The organism is Pseudoalteromonas sp. APC 3495, assembly GCF_030407645.1.
Classification (GTDB): Bacteria; Pseudomonadota; Gammaproteobacteria; order Enterobacterales; family Alteromonadaceae; genus Pseudoalteromonas; species Pseudoalteromonas tetraodonis.
In genome coordinates, this window is the sequence record NZ_JASDDA010000040.1 from 16,709 (window position 1) to 35,245 (window position 18,537).

Genomic DNA, 18,537 nt, shown 5'->3' on the forward strand with positions numbered 1-18,537 from the left:
AAACCGAGCAACAAAGAGTAAATCGCCCCTAGGCAGAACCCTTCGGGCAGCGCCTGTTTGGCATTGATGCTTTGTTATCGCCTATTTATGGGGAATAACCACACCACATAGGCGCTGCCTTGCCTAAATACCAAACAGGCTGCTGCAAATTTAACCTTGAAAGGTCAACAGACCCTAGCGTTTGCGCTGAATTATTTACTGTTGCGTAATATTTTACGGTTTTTGTCACTTTTTTGGCAAAGCTAGATAACTGGAGAATTCTCAATGAAGTGTAAGTTGTTATTTATTAGCCTAAGCATTAGTAGTGTGCTGTGTAGTTTGGATACAACTGCGGCAATGCGCCAGTACACGGCTAACCAAGATAATTCAAACTGGAACTTGGTTAAAACAACTCGCTTACAATGCCAATTAAATCATGAAGTTCCCTACTATGGTGAAGCCGTTTTTAAAGCATCAGCCAGTAAAAACAAAGATCTCACCTTTAATTTAGACATGGTTGTGCGCCCAGAAAATTACGCGATTGCCGGTTTGAAAGCGGTGCCACCTAGCTGGCGAGCAGGCCGCCCTGCCCGTGATATTGCTGATATGAAATTACTTAAAAAGTTTGATGGTGAATTAGGTAATAAAACAGCATGGGAAATGCTTACTGAGCTTGAAAAAGGTAACCAACCCACTTTTTACTACCAAGACTGGCAAAATAGTGCCGATAAAATTGCCGTGGGCATGTCTAATGTTAACTTTAAGCAAGCGTATTGGGCGTTTTTACAGTGTCGCGATGAACTACTGCCATACAATTTTGAAGATATTTCGTTCACTATAATGAACTATGAATCTAATAGCAGTAAGTTAACTAAGTCATCGCAACAACGCCTTGATAAAATTGCTGAGTATTTGAAAAACGACCCCAGTATAGAGTCAATTAGTATTGCATCGTACACCGATAGTTATGGCGGTCGCTGGAATAACCTCGATTTATCAAGAAAGCGTGCTAAGGAGATTAAAGATTACATGGTTGGCTTAGGCGTTGATGAAGCTAAAGTGGTTACTGAAGGCTTTGGTGAAAAACGCTTTGTAGATACTAATGACAATATTTTAGGCCGTGATAAAAACCGCCGCTTAGTGATTCAAATCGCTAAAATGTAAATTCAGCCCCCTCTTTTAATGGCCGAAGGTGCAATTTTAGCACTTTCGGCCAACACCTATTGTTTTAGTAATCCCTCTATTGTGCAAAAACAATAATCTGACCATTTAGTTATTAACATTTGGCTTTTTATTTATTAATTATATTAATGAGTTAAATTACATCTGCAAAATATCTCTGCTTTTTAAATACAGTTGTAAATAGAAGATTACATTTTATTTTGTCTCTTTTATGACAAAACTATTTAAGTTTTGCACAACTAGTTATATCTTGCGTGTCTCTCACGTTTGATCAGGATCATTAAGTGCTTAAAAATAAAACAATAGGTAGCATGTTAATTGTTGCAGGAACTACCATAGGCGCAGGTATGCTTGCCCTCCCCATTGCCTCTGCGGGACTGGGGTTTAATACGGCAATGGTGTTAATTGTCGGCTGTTGGTTACTTATGACCTACACTGCTTTACTTATGTTGGAGCTACACCAATATGCCCCTCGCGATGCCACTTTAAATACACTGGCTAAGCTTTGGCTTGGTAAACGTGGCCAGTATGTGGCTAACTTTTCGATGATATTCTTATTTTATGCACTGTGCGCAGCTTACATAGCCGGTGGTGGCGCTCAGCTACAAGAGCGCATTAATACTGGGTTTAATCTTAGTATTGCTCCACAATTAGGCTCCGTTATTTTAGCCGTGCTAATTGCAGGCGTGGTGACTTTAGGCACTAGTAAAGTAGATAAGCTCAACCGAGTACTATTTAGTATAAAAATAGTCGTTTTAGCTAGCTTGTTTTATATGCTAACACCTTATGTACATGGCCAACATTTGTTGGAAATGCCTGTTGAGCAAGGTCTGATACTATCGGCTATTCCGGTGGTATTTACCTCTTTTGGTTTTCATGGCTCTATTCCTTCTATTGTTAAATATGTCGGACTTGACATAAAAACCTTGCGCAAAGTTATGATTGCAGGCGCCTCTTTACCACTGGTTATATATGTATTTTGGCAAGTATTAAGCCAAGGCATAATGAGCCAAGATCAATTACTACAAAGCGAAGGGTTAACTGGGTTTGTAGCCAGTGTGGCCAATATTGCCAATAATGCCAATGTTTCTACAGCGGTTAAATTGTTTGCCGACTTAGCCCTAGCAACGTCATTTTTAGGGGTGAGCTTGGGGTTATTTGACTTTTTTGCCGACACATTCAAAAAAGCAGACACGGGCGCAGATAGAATAAAAACCGCATTTATTACCTTTATCCCTCCTCTTGGATTTGCTTTATTTTACCCGCAAGGATTTATTATGGCATTAGGCTATGCAGCCATTGCTTTGGTTATATTGGCAGTATTTTTACCAGTTAGCATGGTGTACAAGCAGCGTCAGGGGATTGAAAAAGAGGGCTATAAAGTACGCAGTGGTAATATTGGTTTGGCCATAGCCGCTTTGTGTGGTATTTCAATTATTAGCGCACAATGCCTGCAAATGGCAGGGCTAATACCTGCAATAGGTTAATACCCAATAATAAGTAATACTCTATTGGCAATCCCCCCAAACAAGAGTTTGGGGGGATTGCCATGCAAACGCTAACGTTAAAACACGATTGCTTTTCCTCTACCGCTTTGCTCTGACGCCGCATCTAATTTGCCATTATGATTAATAATCACATGCATATCACCAAAGTGGCGTTCGTCCAATGTGTAGCCCATTTTTATCAGCTGTTGTTTTACTGATGGCTCCAAGCCGGCATGTGCTCTGATCACATTTTTTGGCCATAACTGATGATGAAAACGTGGGCTATTTACCACATCATCGGCGCTCATATTAAATTCAATCGCGTTGAGTATCGATTGATACACCGAGCTAATAATAGTAGTGCCACCTGGCGACCCTGTTACCATTTTCACCTGATTATTACTGAGTAAAATAGTGGGGGTCATAGAGCTGAGCATACGTTTATGCGGCTGAATTTCATTTGCTTTGCCGCCAATGGCACCAAATACATTCATAACCCCGGGTTTAGCGCTAAAGTCATCCATTTCATCGTTTAAAATAAAGCCTGCGCCTTCTACCACCACACCACTACCAAAGCCTAAATTAATGGTGGTGGTATTAGCTACAGCGTTACCCATGTTATCGACAATGGAAAAATGAGTGGTTTGCTCGCTTTCTTTTAAACCGGGTTTAATGTTTTCGGTGGTTGAAATAGCCTTTAAATCTATACTGCTACTACGGTTTTTAAGATAATTTTCTGCAAGTAGTTTTGCTGTAGGTACTTGGTAAAAATCAGGATCGCCTAAGTACTCTGCTCTATCGGCAAATACTCGCTTACCTATTTCAGCCAATAAATGCACATACCCTACTGAATTATGTTGTTGTGCAGGCGTTGGTTTTTTAAGCTCATACATTTTCAGCCATTGCAATATAGCAATGCCGCCTGAACTTGGTGGCGGTGAAGTAAGCACTTGGTAGCCATTCCAGTTCGCTTTTATAGGAGTCCGCGATTTAGCACGATAACGTTTTAAGTCATCTTGGTTAATGATCCCGCCATGTTGGTGCATAAATTTTGCAATAATTGCGGCAGTTTCACCTTGATAAAAGCCATCTTGACCGTCATCGCGAATGCGCTTGAGTGTGGCAGCTAGCTCTGGTTGTTTAAAAAGCGCACCTGCCGTAGCTGTAGCAAAATAACTGGCAAAATTTACATTAATGTTTTTATTATTTAGATGCGATATATAGTCCTCAATCAGCTGAGCCAACTTTTCAGGCACAACAAAGCCCTGCTCTGCTAATATTACTGCAGGTTGCACTAACGCTTTCCACGGTAACGTACCATGCTTTTTATGGGCTAACCACATTCCTGCGACACTGCCAGGCACGCCACTAGCGTGTATGCCGTAAATAGATTTATTTTCAATTACTTGCCCCTGCTCATCTAAATACATATCACGATGCGCGGCACTGGGCGCGGTTTCGCGGTAATCTATAAAATCACCTTTTCCATCTTTATGGATAAGCATAAACCCACCGCCACCAATATTACCCGCTTCGGGGAGCGTAACGGCTAATACAAACTGAGCAGCAATAGCGGCATCAACCGCGTTGCCGCCTTGCTCTAACACGGCTTTTGCAGCGTGGGCACTAAATGTGTCGGGCATCGCCACCGCACTTTGTTTAGCCGCTACATTAAAAAAGCCTACTTGTATTATTAAGACACTGCTAATAATTAGCTTGCGTGGTGAAAAAAGTGATCCCATCCCATATCCTTAGGTTATTTTTATACATTGATGACAAACATTAATGCACAGTAACAAACACTAGGTCAATATTTATACTCCACATTTAAAGAGCTTAGGATTGTTGTTAGATTATCCACATGACTTTGAATAAAGTACGGCTGTTAAATTTGAGCCATCCTCTGTATGAATATAATAATGTTTAAGCTGCATACCGAGTTTTTTCATAACATTAATTGAGCCAACATTTGAGGTCAGTGCTGTAGCGCTAATTGCCTTTACTTGGCGTTGTTTTTCAAGCTCTGAACAAATAGCGCCTGCCGCTTCAATAGCATACCCTTTGCCCCAACTCGCTTGCTTAAACCGCCAGCCCACTTCAATATCACTAAAATCAGGCGTATCTGAAAAAAAGCCCATCGGCCGAACAAGCACCCATCCTATAAAGGTATTGCTTTCACGCAAGGTTACTTGCCATAACCCCCACCCTTGTTGCTCGTTACGATAAGCAAGCATTCTAGGAATACTGACTGTTTTTATCTCTTCAAGCGAAGTGGGTTTACCTTGTGTTAAATACTGCATAACGGCTGGGTCTTGATCGAGCTCGTATAATTGCGGCCAATCATGTTCGTCCATTAATTTAAAACTTAATCGTGTTGTTACAGCTATGTTCATTTTCATTGTTGTATAGTTACCTCTGAAATATAATTTTCTCTAAAGGAGATAGTAAATGAAGAAATTAGCAGGTTTAGCTTTATTAGGCACTTTAATTACGTTAACTGGCTGTGAAGATGCCAACGAAGTAAAACAAGATGCAAAAGAAACAAGCGCTCAAGTGAAAGAAAAGCTTGATGAAACTTGGAATGAAGTAAAGGAAAAAACCAATGAGCTTAAAAATGATGAATCATTAAACGAGCTACTTGAAGAAAGTAAAGAAATGGGCTTAGACATGTACGACGACGGCAAAGAAGTAGCTGTTGATGCATGGATTAAAAGCAAAGAAGCGGCTGGCGAGCTGACTGAAAAAACCAAGCAAAAAGCACGTGAAATTGCCGCAGAAATTGAGCAGGCACGTAAAGAACATAAAGAAGGTTAATTATTTTTAACCATAAAAAAAAGGTAAGCTATGGCTTACCTTTTTTGTTTTACTTTTAAAGTAAAATATAAATTATAGTTCAAAGTCTTTTTTGAATTTTAAACCAAACTCACTACGATCATTACTGCGCATAACGCCAACAAAGCCAGTTTGCTGTAGACGTCCTACATCGTAAACTTCGTTTAATACGTTTTCGCCATATAACGTCACTTCCATATCACCGTATGGGTTAGTGTAAGAAATATTAAAGCCAACGAGCTCACGCGAATCAATCGTTTCACTCTTATTGAAAACTGATTGACCTTGCATTTCACTGCGGTATGAGTAATTTGCATTCAATGCAACTGTGCCACCATTACTTAAATCTACAAAGTAAGAAGGCGCAACCATCACTGTCCAACGCGGAGTCAATGCTGGTGAATCACCTTTACCAATACCTTGTACGCCCTCGGCGACTTCGGTAATCTCTGAGTCTAAATAACCTACCGCACTGCGAATAGTAAAGTCATCAGTTATTGCAATTGTGGTTTCAAGTTCAATACCTTGCGCTTTAGACTGACCTGCATTCTCAACAATAGTTACAAAGCCACCACCCGCAGTTGGATCTGAGAATGGTAGTGCTAAGTCAGTGTAGTCGGTAACAAACATCGCAAGCATCATAGACACATTTTCATGTACTTGGCCTTTTAAACCAATTTCGTAGTTAACTGCTTTGGTTTCATCAAACGATACAAACTGATCTGGACCACCAAATGGGCGCGGCGGGAAACCACCTGTTTGATAGCCTTTTTGTACTTGGCCGTACACATTCATATTATTGCTAAGCTGATATGAAGCATTAATATCCCATGTCACTGCATTAAAGTCTGCACTAATGTATTTACGCTCTGAAAAGCTTGGGAAAATCGCATTCGCGTCTTTTTTATCTTCTGAGTAACGAAGACCACCGCCAATTGTTAAATCATCCGTTAAATCGTAACTACCATTAATGTAAGCTGCGTATGAGTTTGTTTCTTGATTGATTTCAAAAAATCCAAAGCCACCAAATGACGGAGTAACTCCATCATTTAACAGACCATTTGGCGTGTTAAACGGGCTAAATACAAAATCTTCTGAGCGAGTAAAACCATCTTCATTAAAGAAGTATAGACCCGATACAAAGTCCATTTTATCAAACGTTGCGTTTAACTGAACTTCAAAAGAGTATTGATCTGCACCGCCTACTTCTGGGAACTCAGATAAGTTAAGTGGTGATGCATCATCATCTAAGCCACCTTCATACTCAGATGTACGATAGCTTGAAATAAATTTAGCTGTGTATGTATCGTTAATCGCCCAATCAGCAGTTAAAGACGTACCCCAACCAGAGTATGACGTTGACTCAATACCAGCAACAGTAGTACCTAAATCATCTGGGTCTGATGGGATCATGTCTTGTGTAAGTAATGGAAAGTCACCATTGAATACATCATTTGGGTCAAGTGGTTCTGTCAGTTCAATTGTATAAGGAGATTGGCCTGACTCGTTATCAACACCGTCTAAAGAAAACGTAAATGCAAGATCTGAATTTGCTTGCCATTTAAGAGCAACACGACCGCTAAACTCTTCTTCTTCACCTATTTCTTTTTCTGGGTTCGCTAGGTTTACCGCTTCGCCAACACCGTCGCGTGTTTTGTATGACGCACTTGCAGACATACTTACTTCATCATTTAATGAGTTATTGAAGTAAATATCGCCAGCAATACGTCCACGACTACCTAATTTTGCAGACGTTGTTAAAATACCTTCATCGCCCGGTTGTTTGGTAATAACGTTTACCGCACCACCTAACGTGTTTCGACCATATAGAGTACCTTGTGGACCGCGCAGTACTTCTACACGCTCAACATTTGGTAATGATAGGTTAGACCCCATTTGACGGCCTAAGTAAACACCATCAAGGTATACACCCACACCAGGATCGGTTGTAATAATGTGATCTTGCAAGCCAATACCACGAATAAATACCGAAGCATGTGCTGCGTTACCTACACCGTAACGTGTGATGTTTAAATTTGGAACGTATTTGCCAATATCTTCAAGGTTACTCATATTGGCTTTATCAATTAAGTTAGCACCAATTGATGTGATAGCGGTTGGAGATTCAAACAAGCTCTCTGTACGTTTACGAGCTGTAACTTCGATTTTTTCAAACGCATCTTGTTTTGCAGTTGTTTTGGTTTCTTCAGCACTTACTGAGGTAGTCAGGGCAGCAACTATTGCTAGGCTTAACTGTGAGAGTTTGCGTAGTTTCAAAATATTCTCCAAAGGATACCGTAAATTATTTATTATGCATTTACTGGTGCAACCAGTAAATTTTGGGCATAAAAAAAGATGCGTGGTAGCATCTTTCCTCTGGAAGGGCATTATATTACACAATTGTGAATTTATGTATTTATTTTTTGGTAAAAATGCAAATGTTCCTTATAGGGGAAAAATTAACACGTTGCAGCGATACTTACTTTTTATGCAATTACGGCATAAAATCTCTCGCAATAAATATACGCTCTTAAATTTAATTGGTTGAAACTTATTTTGATATTTTACTTAAAATCAGCAACCTGCATTAAAAATATCAGGCACACCCACTTAAAAAATAATAACAAAGTATTAAATCAATTGGTTTTTATCACTAACTTGCTAAATTGATTAGATATAGCTCTATTTCACTTCTATAATACGCTTGAATCAACATCTAATTAACTAATAGGAAATACATATGAAAAAGCTATCTGTAGCAGTAGCATTATGTGCGGCTTTAGCAACAAACTATGCTAGCGCCGAAGTTCGAATTAATGGCTTTGCATCAATTGTCGGTGGAAAGAGCCTTGATAGCGACAGTACCTTATATGGATATGATGATGACATTTCATTTAAAAACGAAAGTGTCTTTGCATTACAGCTATCAGCTGACCTAATGGAGAAACTAACGGCAACAGCTCAAATTGTTGCTCGTGGTGAGAATGATTTCGACGCAGAATTTGAATGGGCCTACGTAACTTATGAACTAAGCGACGAGTTACAAATTAGCGCGGGTAAAATGCGTGTACCTTTTTACCGTTACTCAGATTTTATTGATGTAGGTTACGCTTACCGCTGGGTACGCCCGCCTCAATCTGTTTATAGCATTCCTTTTTCTACCTATGAAGGTTTAAGCTTATTGCACAATACACAACTTGGTGATTGGGATTCAACAGTACAAATCATGTACGGTAGTTTTGATGGTGAAATAGACGCAATCACTGAAAAAACTCAAGCTGAGCTTAATGATTTTGCTGGCATTAACTGGACGCTTGCATACGACTGGTTCAGTGTTCGTGCTGCATATTTAATTGCTGAATCATCATTTGCACTTGACGGAACAGACCCTAGCGGGGCTGCATTAAATGGCTTAGAAGCTGCACTTCGCGCAAACAGCTTAAACACGTTAGCTGACGATATTGCAATAAACGAAGATGACAGCAGCTTTTTCGGCTTTGGCTTCTCAATTGATTATGATAATTTCTTATTTGATGCTGAATATACACAATTTGAAGTAGAAAACAGTATTTTGACTGAGCAAACACAATATTATGCATCTGTAGGTTACCGCTTGGATGACGTTATAGTCCATTTTACGTATGAAGATAATGACGATAAGCATGATGCATCTCGCTTTGACCCTATCGCAGCAGTACCAAGCCTTAATGCCGCTATAAACGGTGCCTTGACAGGTGTTCAAGCGCAAAGCAATGTATACACTATCGGCGCGCGTTACGACTTTCACCCTTCTGCAGCGTTTAAAATCGATTTTAGCCGCTTAAAAGATGACATAACAAATACTGAAACCGACGTAGTGGCCGTTGGCGTTGATTTAGTATTTTAATTGGAGCGAATCATGAAAAAATTAATTTTAGCCAGCATGCTAACATTATGTAGCTCAGCAGTTTTTGCTGAAGTTGCAGTCATCATTAACCCTGCGAATGCTAATGCAGTAAGCCAAGACGATATTAAAAAAATATACCTTGGCAAGAGCAAATCGTTTGCCGATGGCACCAAAGTTAATCCTGTTAATCAAAATGGCACTGCAGTCGCTGATGAATTTAACGACAAACTTGTTGGTAAATCGGGTAGTCAGTTAAATGCCTATTGGTCAAAGCTCGTATTTACAGGTAAAGGCACACCGCCGGGTAAACTTGATAATGACCAAGCTGTGATTGATTTTGTCGCTGCTAATGCAGATGCAATTGGCTATATCGATAGCGCCAAAGTAAGTGATAAAGTTAAAGTAGTGGGTAAGTATTAATCTGCTAAATTAAAATAAAAGCCCGCAATAAATACTTTATTGCGGGCTTTTTTATCCCTTAACGTTTTACAAAATCATAAAACGCTAAAGTAATGTGCTTTAGCAACTACTCAATTTTAAACTTAGCAGTTGCATCTAATAAGTTATCTGAAAGGTAATGTAAGTTTTTAGCCACATCTCTTACTGCTTTTAGTGAGCTCATAGTATCTTCAAATGAAACATGCATATTAGATACGTTGTCTACAACCATTGCAGCAACAGAGGTTTGCTCTTCTGTTGCAGCTGCAATTTGCGAGTTCATGCCATTAATTTCTAGTATTTGCTCTGCAATTTTTTCAATCGAAACACCGGTTTGCTCTGCTGCACTAGCATTATCGGTTGCCATATCTCTTGCAGAGGTCATCGCGCTTACAGATTCATTAGCTGCCACACTTAATGTACTTAACAATTCACGTATTTCATTAGTTGACTGCGCCGTACGAGAGGCAAGCTCACGGACTTCATCTGCAACCACGGCAAAGCCTCGGCCATGTTCACCCGCTCTAGCCGCTTCTATTGCTGCATTTAAGGCTAATAAGTTTGTTTGCTCGGCAATGGATGTAATTACATTTAATATTTGTGATACATTTTTAGTGTCATCAGCTAACTTATTTATGGTGCTGGCCGCTATATTAATTTCATCACTTAGCGTTCGCGACGCATTAACAGACATTTTTACTTGTATTCGGCTTTGATCTACTTCTTTTTCTGCGGTTTGCACGGCATTAGATGCGCTTGCAGCTGATTGTGAAATATCACCCACGCTTTGCTTCATTTCTTCCATCGACTGTTTAACAACATCTGCATCGGTGGTTTGTTTGGTGGTCGCTCTCTCCGCTCGCTCCATCCCTTGTACAAGACGGGTTGAATTTTCCATTAACGGTTCACATACCGCGATGACTTCTAAAACGGTTTCTCTAAGCAGGCTAATAAAAGCATTAAAGTTTATAGATACCTGTCCTATTTCATCCTCTGAGTTAACAGCAAGCTTGGTACTTAACGACCCTTTACCACTTGCCAAAAGGCTTAAATTATTAGCGGCATCACTGGCTGATGAACCGATATTACGCGCAATCCAAATGGCCATTAGTAATAACAGTGCTAATGAAACTACCGCAACAACCAGCATTAAGTTAAGTGCATCATCAGAACGTGCTTTTGTATTGGCCACCAGTTCGAAAAAGCGAGCATCTGCTTTTTGTTGTGCGTTTTTAAAGCTGGTTAATACGGCTTCATATAGGCTTGTTTTAAGCTGAGCTTGTTGTTGAATTTTACTGAAATCTGCCGTGCCATTAACCATACCATTGGCAATAGTTGCAGATATTTTTTCGTAATTAGCTAGTCGTGTTTTTGTATCATTATCAATATAAGAGGTATTAATTGCCTCAATCGCACCAAGATTAGTAACCAACTGCGCATAGGTTTCACTCGCCTTTGTTACTAAGTCTTGCTCACCAAAGGTTACAGCCTGGGTGTATAATTCATCTAATTTTTCTAAAATACTAACGTTAGCCAAGGTTAATTTGGCTACTTTATAAGACGATTTCTCCATTTCATTGAGTGATATGCGATTTTCGTTCATGGCAAAGTAGTTAACCAAAACGATTACTAAGAATGCGATGATCGCTATAGATGTAATTGCATGTATTTTTTTAGTAATGCTGAGGTTTTTAAAAGAGAAACCTGAAGCCATATTCATTTACTCCGTTTAATTATCTATAGTTATTATCGGCTTAAGATGCAGAAATGTTAACTTTATTTTTAACTTTAGACGCTTTTTATACATAAAGTTAAATGTACCGTAATATTCTTTTGTAAACACTAACAATTGAAATATAGAGTGTTCTACTCAATGATCAACATTAATCCTAAAAGAGTTGTTTAATATTTTAAATTTTAGGCACAAAAAAACCAGTAACATTGCTGTTACTGGTTTTTGTATTTGGTGCGGATGGGGGGACTTGAACCCCCACGCCCGAAAGCACTACCCCCTCAAGGTAGCGTGTCTACCAATTCCACCACATCCGCATTTTTTAAGCTATTGCTTAGTGTTAAGTCCGCATGTTTATTTGAGGGAAATAAACAACTTAACGATTTAAAACTAAATTAATTTGGTACGTCAGAGCTTTGCTCTTTAGTTGATGTGACTGGCACATCTTCTTCAACTGGAGACACTGTTTCAACAGCTGGAGCCGCTTCTAGGTTTTCCCATTCGTCAGTCTTTTTAATTTGACCGGCAGTTAGGTTACCTAACACAATACTAAGCACAAAAAAGATTGTAGCTAATACCGTTGTCGTTTTCGTCATGAAATTCCCAGCCCCAGAAGAACCGAAAACTGTAGACGATGCACCGGCACCAAATGATGACCCCATGTCCGCACCTTTACCTTGTTGGATCAAAACCATACCAACAAGCGCTAAAGCTACAATTAAATACACTACTAATAAAATTTCGTACATCTTATACGGTCCCTTTTGCACTATTGCAGATAGCAGTAAATGATTCTGCTTTTAAACTTGCGCCTCCAATTAGGCCGCCGTCTATATCTGTTTGCGCAAATAATAATTCGCTATTTTTTTCATTAACGCTACCACCATATAAGATGGTTAGCCCTTGTGCTAAATCGCTATCTAGTGCAGCAATTTTGTCACGGATAAATTTGTGAACACTTTGTGCCTGTTCAGGCGATGCAGTCTTACCTGTGCCTATAGCCCAAACGGGCTCATATGCTATCACAGATTCTTTTAGTGCTGCTACACCTAATTTATTAATTACTGCGTCAATCTGCGCAGCAACTACTTGTTCTGTTTGACCGCTTTCTTGCTCTGTTTCGCTTTCGCCAACACATAAAATAGGCGTTAGACCTACTTGTTGCGCGCGAGCAAATTTTGCAGCAACGGTATCATTGCTTTCTTTGTATATGCTGCGTCGTTCAGAGTGACCAACCAGTACATATTTCGCACCTAGCTGCTTAATTAGCTCTGCATCTACTTCACCAGTAAACGCACCTGGGGTATTTTCAGACACTGTTTGCGTGCCTGTTGTTACACCACTTGCAATCATTGCTGGGACTAGAGGAAACGGAGGAAATAAAACAATGTTTACTTCAGAAGATTTAACATCGTTAATAGCATCAGACAGTTGTTGAACGAGTTCTAATGAACCATTCATTTTCCAGTTGCCTGCGACCATCGCTTTGCGTGCTGCCATTTTTCCACTCCACATTAGAAAGCGGGCGAGATATTAACTCGACTCGCCCAAAGTTACAAGAGGTTATTGTTATCAATCAGTTTGTTTGCTCATAGATTCGACAACCGCTGCTATTTTCTGTGCACTATCTATTACTATTTTTTCTTGCTCAGCTTCAACCATTACTCGTACTACAGGCTCAGTGCCTGATTTACGCAGTAATACGCGCCCTTTATCTGCTAAGCTTTGCTCTACTTCAGCAACTGCAGCGAGCACTTCGGGTGCTTGGGTCGGATCAGTACCGGCAGTGTAGCGTACGTTAATCATTTTCATTGGGTACTTAGTAAAACCGGCTCCTAAGTCTTGAAGTGTACGATTTTGTGCTACCATAGCAGCAAGCACTTGTAAGCTTGAGATGATGCCATCACCCGTGCTGATTAAATCTAGATTCAACACATGGCCTGAGCTTTCACCGCCAATTTTCCAGCCTTTTTGCTGCAGCAGTTCCATCACATAACGATCACCGACTTTACTGCGAGCAAAAGCAATATTTTTTGCTTTTAACGCATTTTCAAGTCCCATATTCGACATAACCGTGCCAACAACACCACCGCCTAAATTGTCATCTTGTGCAGCTTGGCAAGCAATAATATAAACCAAATCATCACCGTCGAATACGCGGCCATTATGATCAACCATCATCACACGGTCGCCGTCGCCATCATAGGCGATACCGACATCCGCTTTGTGTTCAAGTACTTTACGCTTTAATGTATCAACATGGGTTGCGCCACATTCATGGTTAATGTTTACACCGTTTGGCTCACATGCATGGGTGATCACCTCTGCACCAAGCTCTCGCATTACAGAAGGAGCAATATGGTATGTAGCACCATTAGCACAATCTAAAACAATTTTAATTCCTTCCAGGGACAATCCTTGTGGAAACTGGCTTTTACAAAATTCAATATAACGGCCATCAGCGCTAGATAAACGTGTTGCTTTACCTAACTTGTCAGAAGCAACACAGGTCATAGGCTCGTCAAGCATCGCTTCAATTTGTAGCTCTACCTCATCATCTAACTTTAAACCTTGGCCATTGAAAAACTTAATGCCGTTATCATAATAAGGATTATGTGATGCGCTGATCACTATCCCCGCTTCAGCGCGAAACGTTTGCGCTAAATAAGCAACTGCAGGCGTTGGCATCGGCCCTAAAAGAATAACATCAATACCTGCTGCAATTAATCCAGCCTCTAGGGCAGTCTCAAGCATGTAACCTGAAATACGAGTGTCTTTACCTATAATGACTTTTTTAGTGCCATGAAGTGAGAGTACACGCCCTGCGGCCCAACCCAATTTCATCGCAAACTCTGGGTTAATAGGACCTTGACCTACTAAACCACGCACACCGTCCGTGCCAAAATATTTTCTTTCTTTCATTTAAAGTACTCCTTGTTTGCAGGCTTGATATACGCCAAGCACATCTGCGGTTTCTTTTACATCATGCACACGAATAATGTGTGCACCGTTTTGTGCGGCGATCAGTGCTCCAGCTAAACTGCCTGCCAATCTATCGTCTGTGTCTCTATTTAATAATTTACCAATCATTGACTTACGCGATAATCCCGCGAGCAAAGGAAGTCCCAATTTTGCATAATCGTTAAATTGAGCCAATATTTGATAATTATGCTTTAGTGTTTTTCCAAAACCAAAACCAGGATCTAAAATTAACTGGCTTTGTTTAATGCCAGCAGCTTCACATGCGGCTATTCGCTGGCTAAAAAAATCGTTTATCTCACCCGCTAAGTCATTATAGTGAGGAGCGTGTTGCATACTACGAGGTTGCCCTTGCATATGCATTAAACACACTGCTACCTCAGGAAACTGTGCAACCACATCAATTGCGCCGGGTTCTTGCAATGCCCGTACATCGTTGACAATATCAGCACCGGCTTCAATCGCTTGGCGCATCACCTCAGCTTTACTGGTATCGATTGAAATAACGCAGTCACTTTGCTCACGAATAGCTTTAATAATAGGAATAACACGCTTTAGCTCATCTTCAAGGCTAACATCAGGTGCGCCTGGGCGTGTTGACTCGCCACCGATATCTAAAATGGTCGCACCATCATCAAGTAATTGCATCGCATGACTCAGCGCGGCAGTTGTATTTAAGAACTGACCGCCATCAGAAAATGAATCAGGGGTAACATTCACGATCCCCATAATCACAGGCTCTGCAAAATCAAGCGTTCGGCCGCGCGCAAGGTTAATTTTATTATTCATCGCTAACCTTAATATGTGATAATTTTAGTTATTTACATCAAACTGATACAAAAAAGCCCCGAACTTCGGGGCTTTTGGATACGTTATTTTAACGATTATTCAGCTTTATCATCAAGGTTTGTTTCATCTTTTTTAGATTCATCAGCTGGTTTTTGTACTTCATCAACTGGTTTGTCTTTAGAAACATCTTCTTTTTCTGGTTTAGCTTCATGACGGTCATGCGCATCACGTGGTTCACGTACAGGCTGACGAGCCATTAAATCATCAATTTGCTTCGCATCAATGGTTTCATACTTCATTAGTGCATCTTTCATTGCATGCAGAATATCAATGTTTTCTTTCAATATTGATTCTGCACGTTGATAGTTGCGGTCTGAGAATAAACGTACTTCTGCATCAATTACTTTCGCCGTCTCATCAGACATGCTCATAGAGCGACCACCGCCGCCACCCATGTACATCTCACTTTGATCTTCAGCATAAAGTAATGGACCTAACTTTTCGCTTAAGCCCCACTGAGTCACCATCTTACGCGCAATATCAGTGGCACGTTCAATGTCGTTACTTGCACCCGTGGTTACTTTGTCTTCACCATAAATGATTGCCTCAGCAATACGACCACCGTAAAGGCTTGAAATCATTGATTCTAAAAGCTCTTTAGAGTGACTAACACGATCTTGTTCTGGTAAATACATAGTCACACCTAGCGCTCGGCCACGTGGGATAATAGATACTTTATAAACCGGGTCGTGCTCTGGCACCATACGACCTACAATTGCGTGGCCAGCTTCATGGTAAGCCGTCATTTCTTTCTCTTGCTCACTCATAACCATGGTCTTGCGCTCAGCGCCCATCATGATTTTATCTTTCGCAGCGTCGAACTCAGCCATACTAACAACACGTTTATTGCCACGCGCAGCATACAAAGCCGCTTCATTTACAAGGTTAGCGAGATCAGCACCCGAAAATCCTGGTGTACCACGTGCAATCACGGCCGCTTCAACGTTATCGCCTAATGGCACTTTACGCATATGTACTTTGAGAATTTGTTCACGACCACGAATATCAGGTAAACCGACCACTACTTGACGGTCAAAACGACCAGGACGAAGCAACGCAGGGTCTAGTACGTCAGGACGGTTTGTCGCAGCAATAACGATAATACCTTCATTACCTTCAAAGCCGTCCATTTCAACAAGCATTTGGTTTAGAGTTTGCTCACGTTCATCATGGCCGCCCCCCATACCAGCGCCACGTTTACGCCCTACCGCATCAATTTCATCGATAAAGATAATACAAGGAGCTGCTTTTTTAGCTTGTTCGAACATGTCACGTACACGTGATGCACCTACACCTACAAACATTTCAACAAAGTCAGAACCCGAAATAGTAAAGAACGGTACTTTTGCCTCACCAGCAACCGCCTTGGCAAGTAATGTTTTACCTGTACCTGGAGGACCGACCATAAGTACGCCTTTAGGAATACTACCGCCTAATTTTTGAAACTTAGAAGGGTCACGTAAAAAGTCCACCAGCTCGGTTACATCGTCTTTGGCTTCATCACAGCCAGCTACATCAGCAAAGGTCGTTTTGACTTGATCTTCACTCATTAAGCGGGCTTTACTTTTACCAAATGACATGGCGCCTTTTCCACCGCCACCTTGCATCTGACGCATGAAGAAAATCCACACACCAATAAGCAGGATCATAGGGAACCAAGAAATAAAAATGCTTGCTAAAAACGATTGTTCTTCAGGTTTAACACCTTTAACGTTCACATCGCTTTTTAACAAATCATTTAAAATGTCTTTGTCATAAATAGGCATAATGGTTTGAAAACGCTCGCCACTATTTTTTATGCCAGTAATTGTGCCACTACCACTTTCAATGGACACTTCTTGTATAGAGCCGCTACGGGCGTCTTTTACAAATTGACTGTAACTTGTTTGACGATCAACTTGATCGCCGCCATTAAAGCTCTGAAATACTGACATAAGCACTACTGCAATAACCAGCCAGAGTATTAGATTTTTCGCCATATCGCTCAAGGGGTTAACCTCTTGTATCCAATTAATTTAAATTCAACTAAACGCCAAGCAACTGTACTACAGTTTGTATCCAGTCGCTACTATATATACTTCCCGAGAACGGGGACGCGAGGCATCCGGTTTACGTATCTTCACTGCTTTAAAACTATTACGTACATCTTGCAAATATTGATCAAAGCCTTCACCTTGGAATACTTTAACAATAAACGCGCCATTTTTCTTTAAAACTTGGTTGCACATATCAAGTGCAAGCTCAACCAAGTACATGCTGCCTGCCTGATCAACCGAGTTATTGCCACTCATGTTAGGTGCCATATCAGACAATACCACATCTACATTTTTACCATCAATGCGTTTTAACAATGCATCAAGTACCGCTTCTTCACGAAAATCGCCTTGTAAAAAGTCAACGCCCGCTAAAGAGTCCATAGGTAAAATATCACACGCAACCACTTGGCCTTTGTCACCCACTTTTTCAGCTAAGTATTGTGACCAACTCCCTGGGGCTGCGCCTAAATCAACAACGGTCATCGCTGGGCGCAATAACTTATCTTTGTTTTGGATTTCGTCTAATTTGAAAACAGCTCGAGAGCGCCAGCCTTTTTTTTGCGCTTCTTGAACATATTTATCATCAAAATGTTCTTTAAGCCAACGTTGTGAACTGGCTGACTGTTTTTTATTTGTCATAAATTAACACGCAACTAATTAGTAATATTCTCTAGATGGCGTTAGAATACCCTTAATTCAAGCCATATTCAGCAAAATTTGTAATATCATGACATTATCAAACAAACAAAAGCAGTTTTTAAAAGGTCAGGCGCATAGCCTTAAGCCTGTAGTTTTACTAGGTTCTAACGGTTTAACCGAAGGCGTAGTAGTTGAAATCCAAAGCGCACTAGAAATTCACGAATTAATTAAAGTGAAGGTGCCAACAGACGATCGTGAAACCAAAAAGCTTATTTTTGATGCTATTGTTCGCGAAACAGGGGCTACTAAATTACAGACTATCGGTCATACGATTGTGCTTTATCGTCAAAGCCCTGAGAAAAAAATTCAATTACCTCGTGGCTAATAAGGCCATTTAAAGGTATAACAAAAAAACCAGCCATTGCTTAATGCAGATCAGTTAAGAATATTTTTATGATCACTTGACTGATCTTTCCATGGCTTCAAAATCCGATATTA

General features: G+C 40.4%; 16 protein-coding genes and 1 tRNA gene. 6 read left to right on the forward strand and 11 right to left on the reverse strand.

The features are described 5' to 3' along the window. Positions 1 to 264 precede the first annotated feature (264 nt). A complete protein-coding gene (locus tag QL984_RS14515) occupies positions 265 to 1,143 on the forward strand; it encodes an OmpA family protein (RefSeq protein WP_290172899.1) in 879 nt (292 codons plus the stop codon). 302 nt (positions 1,144 to 1,445) lie between these two features. Then, positions 1,446 to 2,648, forward strand: coding sequence for an aromatic amino acid transport family protein (locus QL984_RS14520; protein ID WP_290172900.1), 1,203 nt, complete (start codon positions 1,446 to 1,448; stop codon positions 2,646 to 2,648). A 77-nt stretch (positions 2,649 to 2,725) separates the two neighbouring features. On the opposite strand, the gene ggt is transcribed toward QL984_RS14520, so the two are convergent. Both ggt and QL984_RS14530 read right to left on the reverse strand, forming a co-directional pair. After that, positions 2,726 to 4,390: a gamma-glutamyltransferase gene (gene ggt / locus QL984_RS14525; RefSeq protein WP_290172901.1), complete on the reverse strand. Its 1,665-nt coding sequence runs from the start codon at positions 4,388 to 4,390 to the stop codon at positions 2,726 to 2,728. A gap of 111 nt (positions 4,391 to 4,501) precedes the next feature. After that, a complete protein-coding gene (locus QL984_RS14530; protein ID WP_028834019.1) occupies positions 4,502 to 5,047 on the reverse strand; it encodes a GNAT family N-acetyltransferase in 546 nt (181 codons plus the stop codon). Positions 5,048 to 5,096: 49 nt separating this feature from the next. Here QL984_RS14530 and QL984_RS14535 point away from each other — a divergent pair, with 49 nt between their 5' ends. Next, on the forward strand, positions 5,097 to 5,462 hold the full coding sequence (locus tag QL984_RS14535) for a hypothetical protein (RefSeq protein WP_013465487.1): 366 nt from the start codon (positions 5,097 to 5,099) through the stop codon (positions 5,460 to 5,462). Between the two features lie 72 nt (positions 5,463 to 5,534). On the opposite strand, the gene QL984_RS14540 is transcribed toward QL984_RS14535, so the two are convergent. Further along, complete coding sequence (locus QL984_RS14540; RefSeq protein ID WP_290172902.1) at positions 5,535 to 7,757, reverse strand: TonB-dependent receptor; 2,223 nt, start codon at positions 7,755 to 7,757, stop codon at positions 5,535 to 5,537. 463 nt (positions 7,758 to 8,220) lie between these two features. On the opposite strand from QL984_RS14540, the gene QL984_RS14545 reads away from it, so the two are divergent. Further along, positions 8,221 to 9,366 (forward strand): porin, encoded by a 1,146-nt coding sequence (locus QL984_RS14545; protein ID WP_290172903.1) that lies wholly within the window; start codon positions 8,221 to 8,223, stop codon positions 9,364 to 9,366. Positions 9,367 to 9,378: 12 nt separating this feature from the next. Next, entirely contained in the window at positions 9,379 to 9,786 is a 408-nt protein-coding gene (locus QL984_RS14550; RefSeq protein ID WP_013465492.1) for a phosphate ABC transporter substrate-binding protein, read from the forward strand. A 106-nt stretch (positions 9,787 to 9,892) separates the two neighbouring features. On the opposite strand, the gene QL984_RS14555 is transcribed toward QL984_RS14550, so the two are convergent. From QL984_RS14555 to rlmE, 8 genes are all read right to left on the reverse strand, one after another. After that, the gene (locus QL984_RS14555) at positions 9,893 to 11,518 is read right to left on the reverse strand and encodes a methyl-accepting chemotaxis protein (protein WP_128583073.1); all 1,626 of its coding nucleotides are present in this window, start codon (positions 11,516 to 11,518) and stop codon (positions 9,893 to 9,895) included. Positions 11,519 to 11,768: 250 nt separating this feature from the next. Beyond that, positions 11,769 to 11,853 (reverse strand) — tRNA-Leu (locus QL984_RS14560). Positions 11,854 to 11,931: 78 nt separating this feature from the next. Continuing rightward, on the reverse strand, positions 11,932 to 12,285 hold the full coding sequence (gene secG / locus QL984_RS14565; protein ID WP_128583059.1) for a preprotein translocase subunit SecG: 354 nt from the start codon (positions 12,283 to 12,285) through the stop codon (positions 11,932 to 11,934). A 1-nt stretch (position 12,286) separates the two neighbouring features. Then, the gene (gene tpiA / locus QL984_RS14570) at positions 12,287 to 13,036 is read right to left on the reverse strand and encodes a triose-phosphate isomerase (protein WP_013465495.1); all 750 of its coding nucleotides are present in this window, start codon (positions 13,034 to 13,036) and stop codon (positions 12,287 to 12,289) included. A 72-nt stretch (positions 13,037 to 13,108) separates the two neighbouring features. After that, a complete protein-coding gene (gene glmM, locus QL984_RS14575; RefSeq protein WP_013465496.1) occupies positions 13,109 to 14,458 on the reverse strand; it encodes a phosphoglucosamine mutase in 1,350 nt (449 codons plus the stop codon). Beyond that, positions 14,459 to 15,304: a dihydropteroate synthase gene (gene folP / locus QL984_RS14580; RefSeq protein ID WP_013465497.1), complete on the reverse strand. Its 846-nt coding sequence runs from the start codon at positions 15,302 to 15,304 to the stop codon at positions 14,459 to 14,461. It abuts the gene before it with no gap. Positions 15,305 to 15,399: 95 nt separating this feature from the next. Beyond that, the gene (gene ftsH / locus QL984_RS14585) at positions 15,400 to 17,343 is read right to left on the reverse strand and encodes an ATP-dependent zinc metalloprotease FtsH (protein WP_033104106.1); all 1,944 of its coding nucleotides are present in this window, start codon (positions 17,341 to 17,343) and stop codon (positions 15,400 to 15,402) included. A 66-nt stretch (positions 17,344 to 17,409) separates the two neighbouring features. Continuing rightward, the gene (gene rlmE / locus QL984_RS14590) at positions 17,410 to 18,039 is read right to left on the reverse strand and encodes a 23S rRNA (uridine(2552)-2'-O)-methyltransferase RlmE (protein ID WP_013465499.1); all 630 of its coding nucleotides are present in this window, start codon (positions 18,037 to 18,039) and stop codon (positions 17,410 to 17,412) included. Between the two features lie 88 nt (positions 18,040 to 18,127). Here rlmE and yhbY point away from each other — a divergent pair, with 88 nt between their 5' ends. Continuing rightward, a complete protein-coding gene (gene yhbY / locus QL984_RS14595) occupies positions 18,128 to 18,424 on the forward strand; it encodes a ribosome assembly RNA-binding protein YhbY (protein ID WP_008112687.1) in 297 nt (98 codons plus the stop codon). Positions 18,425 to 18,537: the final 113 nt, after the last annotated feature.

Bases quoted from the DNA above. Each gene is read 5' to 3' on its own strand.
- QL984_RS14530 (WP_028834019.1), bottom strand. From the start codon at position 5,047: ATGAAAATGAACATAGCTGTAACAACACGATTAAGTTTTAAATTAATG.
- tpiA (WP_013465495.1), bottom strand. From the start codon at position 13,036: ATGGCAGCACGCAAAGCGATGGTCGCAGGCAACTGGAAAATGAATGGT.
- ggt (WP_290172901.1), bottom strand. From the start codon at position 4,390: ATGGGATCACTTTTTTCACCACGCAAGCTAATTATTAGCAGTGTCTTA.
- secG (WP_128583059.1), bottom strand. From the start codon at position 12,285: ATGTACGAAATTTTATTAGTAGTGTATTTAATTGTAGCTTTAGCGCTT.
- glmM (WP_013465496.1), bottom strand. From the start codon at position 14,458: ATGAAAGAAAGAAAATATTTTGGCACGGACGGTGTGCGTGGTTTAGTA.
- QL984_RS14515 (WP_290172899.1), top strand. From the start codon at position 265: ATGAAGTGTAAGTTGTTATTTATTAGCCTAAGCATTAGTAGTGTGCTG.
- QL984_RS14535 (WP_013465487.1), top strand. From the start codon at position 5,097: ATGAAGAAATTAGCAGGTTTAGCTTTATTAGGCACTTTAATTACGTTA.
- ftsH (WP_033104106.1), bottom strand. From the start codon at position 17,343: ATGGCGAAAAATCTAATACTCTGGCTGGTTATTGCAGTAGTGCTTATG.
- rlmE (WP_013465499.1), bottom strand. From the start codon at position 18,039: ATGACAAATAAAAAACAGTCAGCCAGTTCACAACGTTGGCTTAAAGAA.
- yhbY (WP_008112687.1), top strand. From the start codon at position 18,128: ATGACATTATCAAACAAACAAAAGCAGTTTTTAAAAGGTCAGGCGCAT.
- QL984_RS14555 (WP_128583073.1), bottom strand. From the start codon at position 11,518: ATGGCTTCAGGTTTCTCTTTTAAAAACCTCAGCATTACTAAAAAAATA.
- QL984_RS14545 (WP_290172903.1), top strand. From the start codon at position 8,221: ATGAAAAAGCTATCTGTAGCAGTAGCATTATGTGCGGCTTTAGCAACA.
- QL984_RS14550 (WP_013465492.1), top strand. From the start codon at position 9,379: ATGAAAAAATTAATTTTAGCCAGCATGCTAACATTATGTAGCTCAGCA.
- folP (WP_013465497.1), bottom strand. From the start codon at position 15,304: ATGAATAATAAAATTAACCTTGCGCGCGGCCGAACGCTTGATTTTGCA.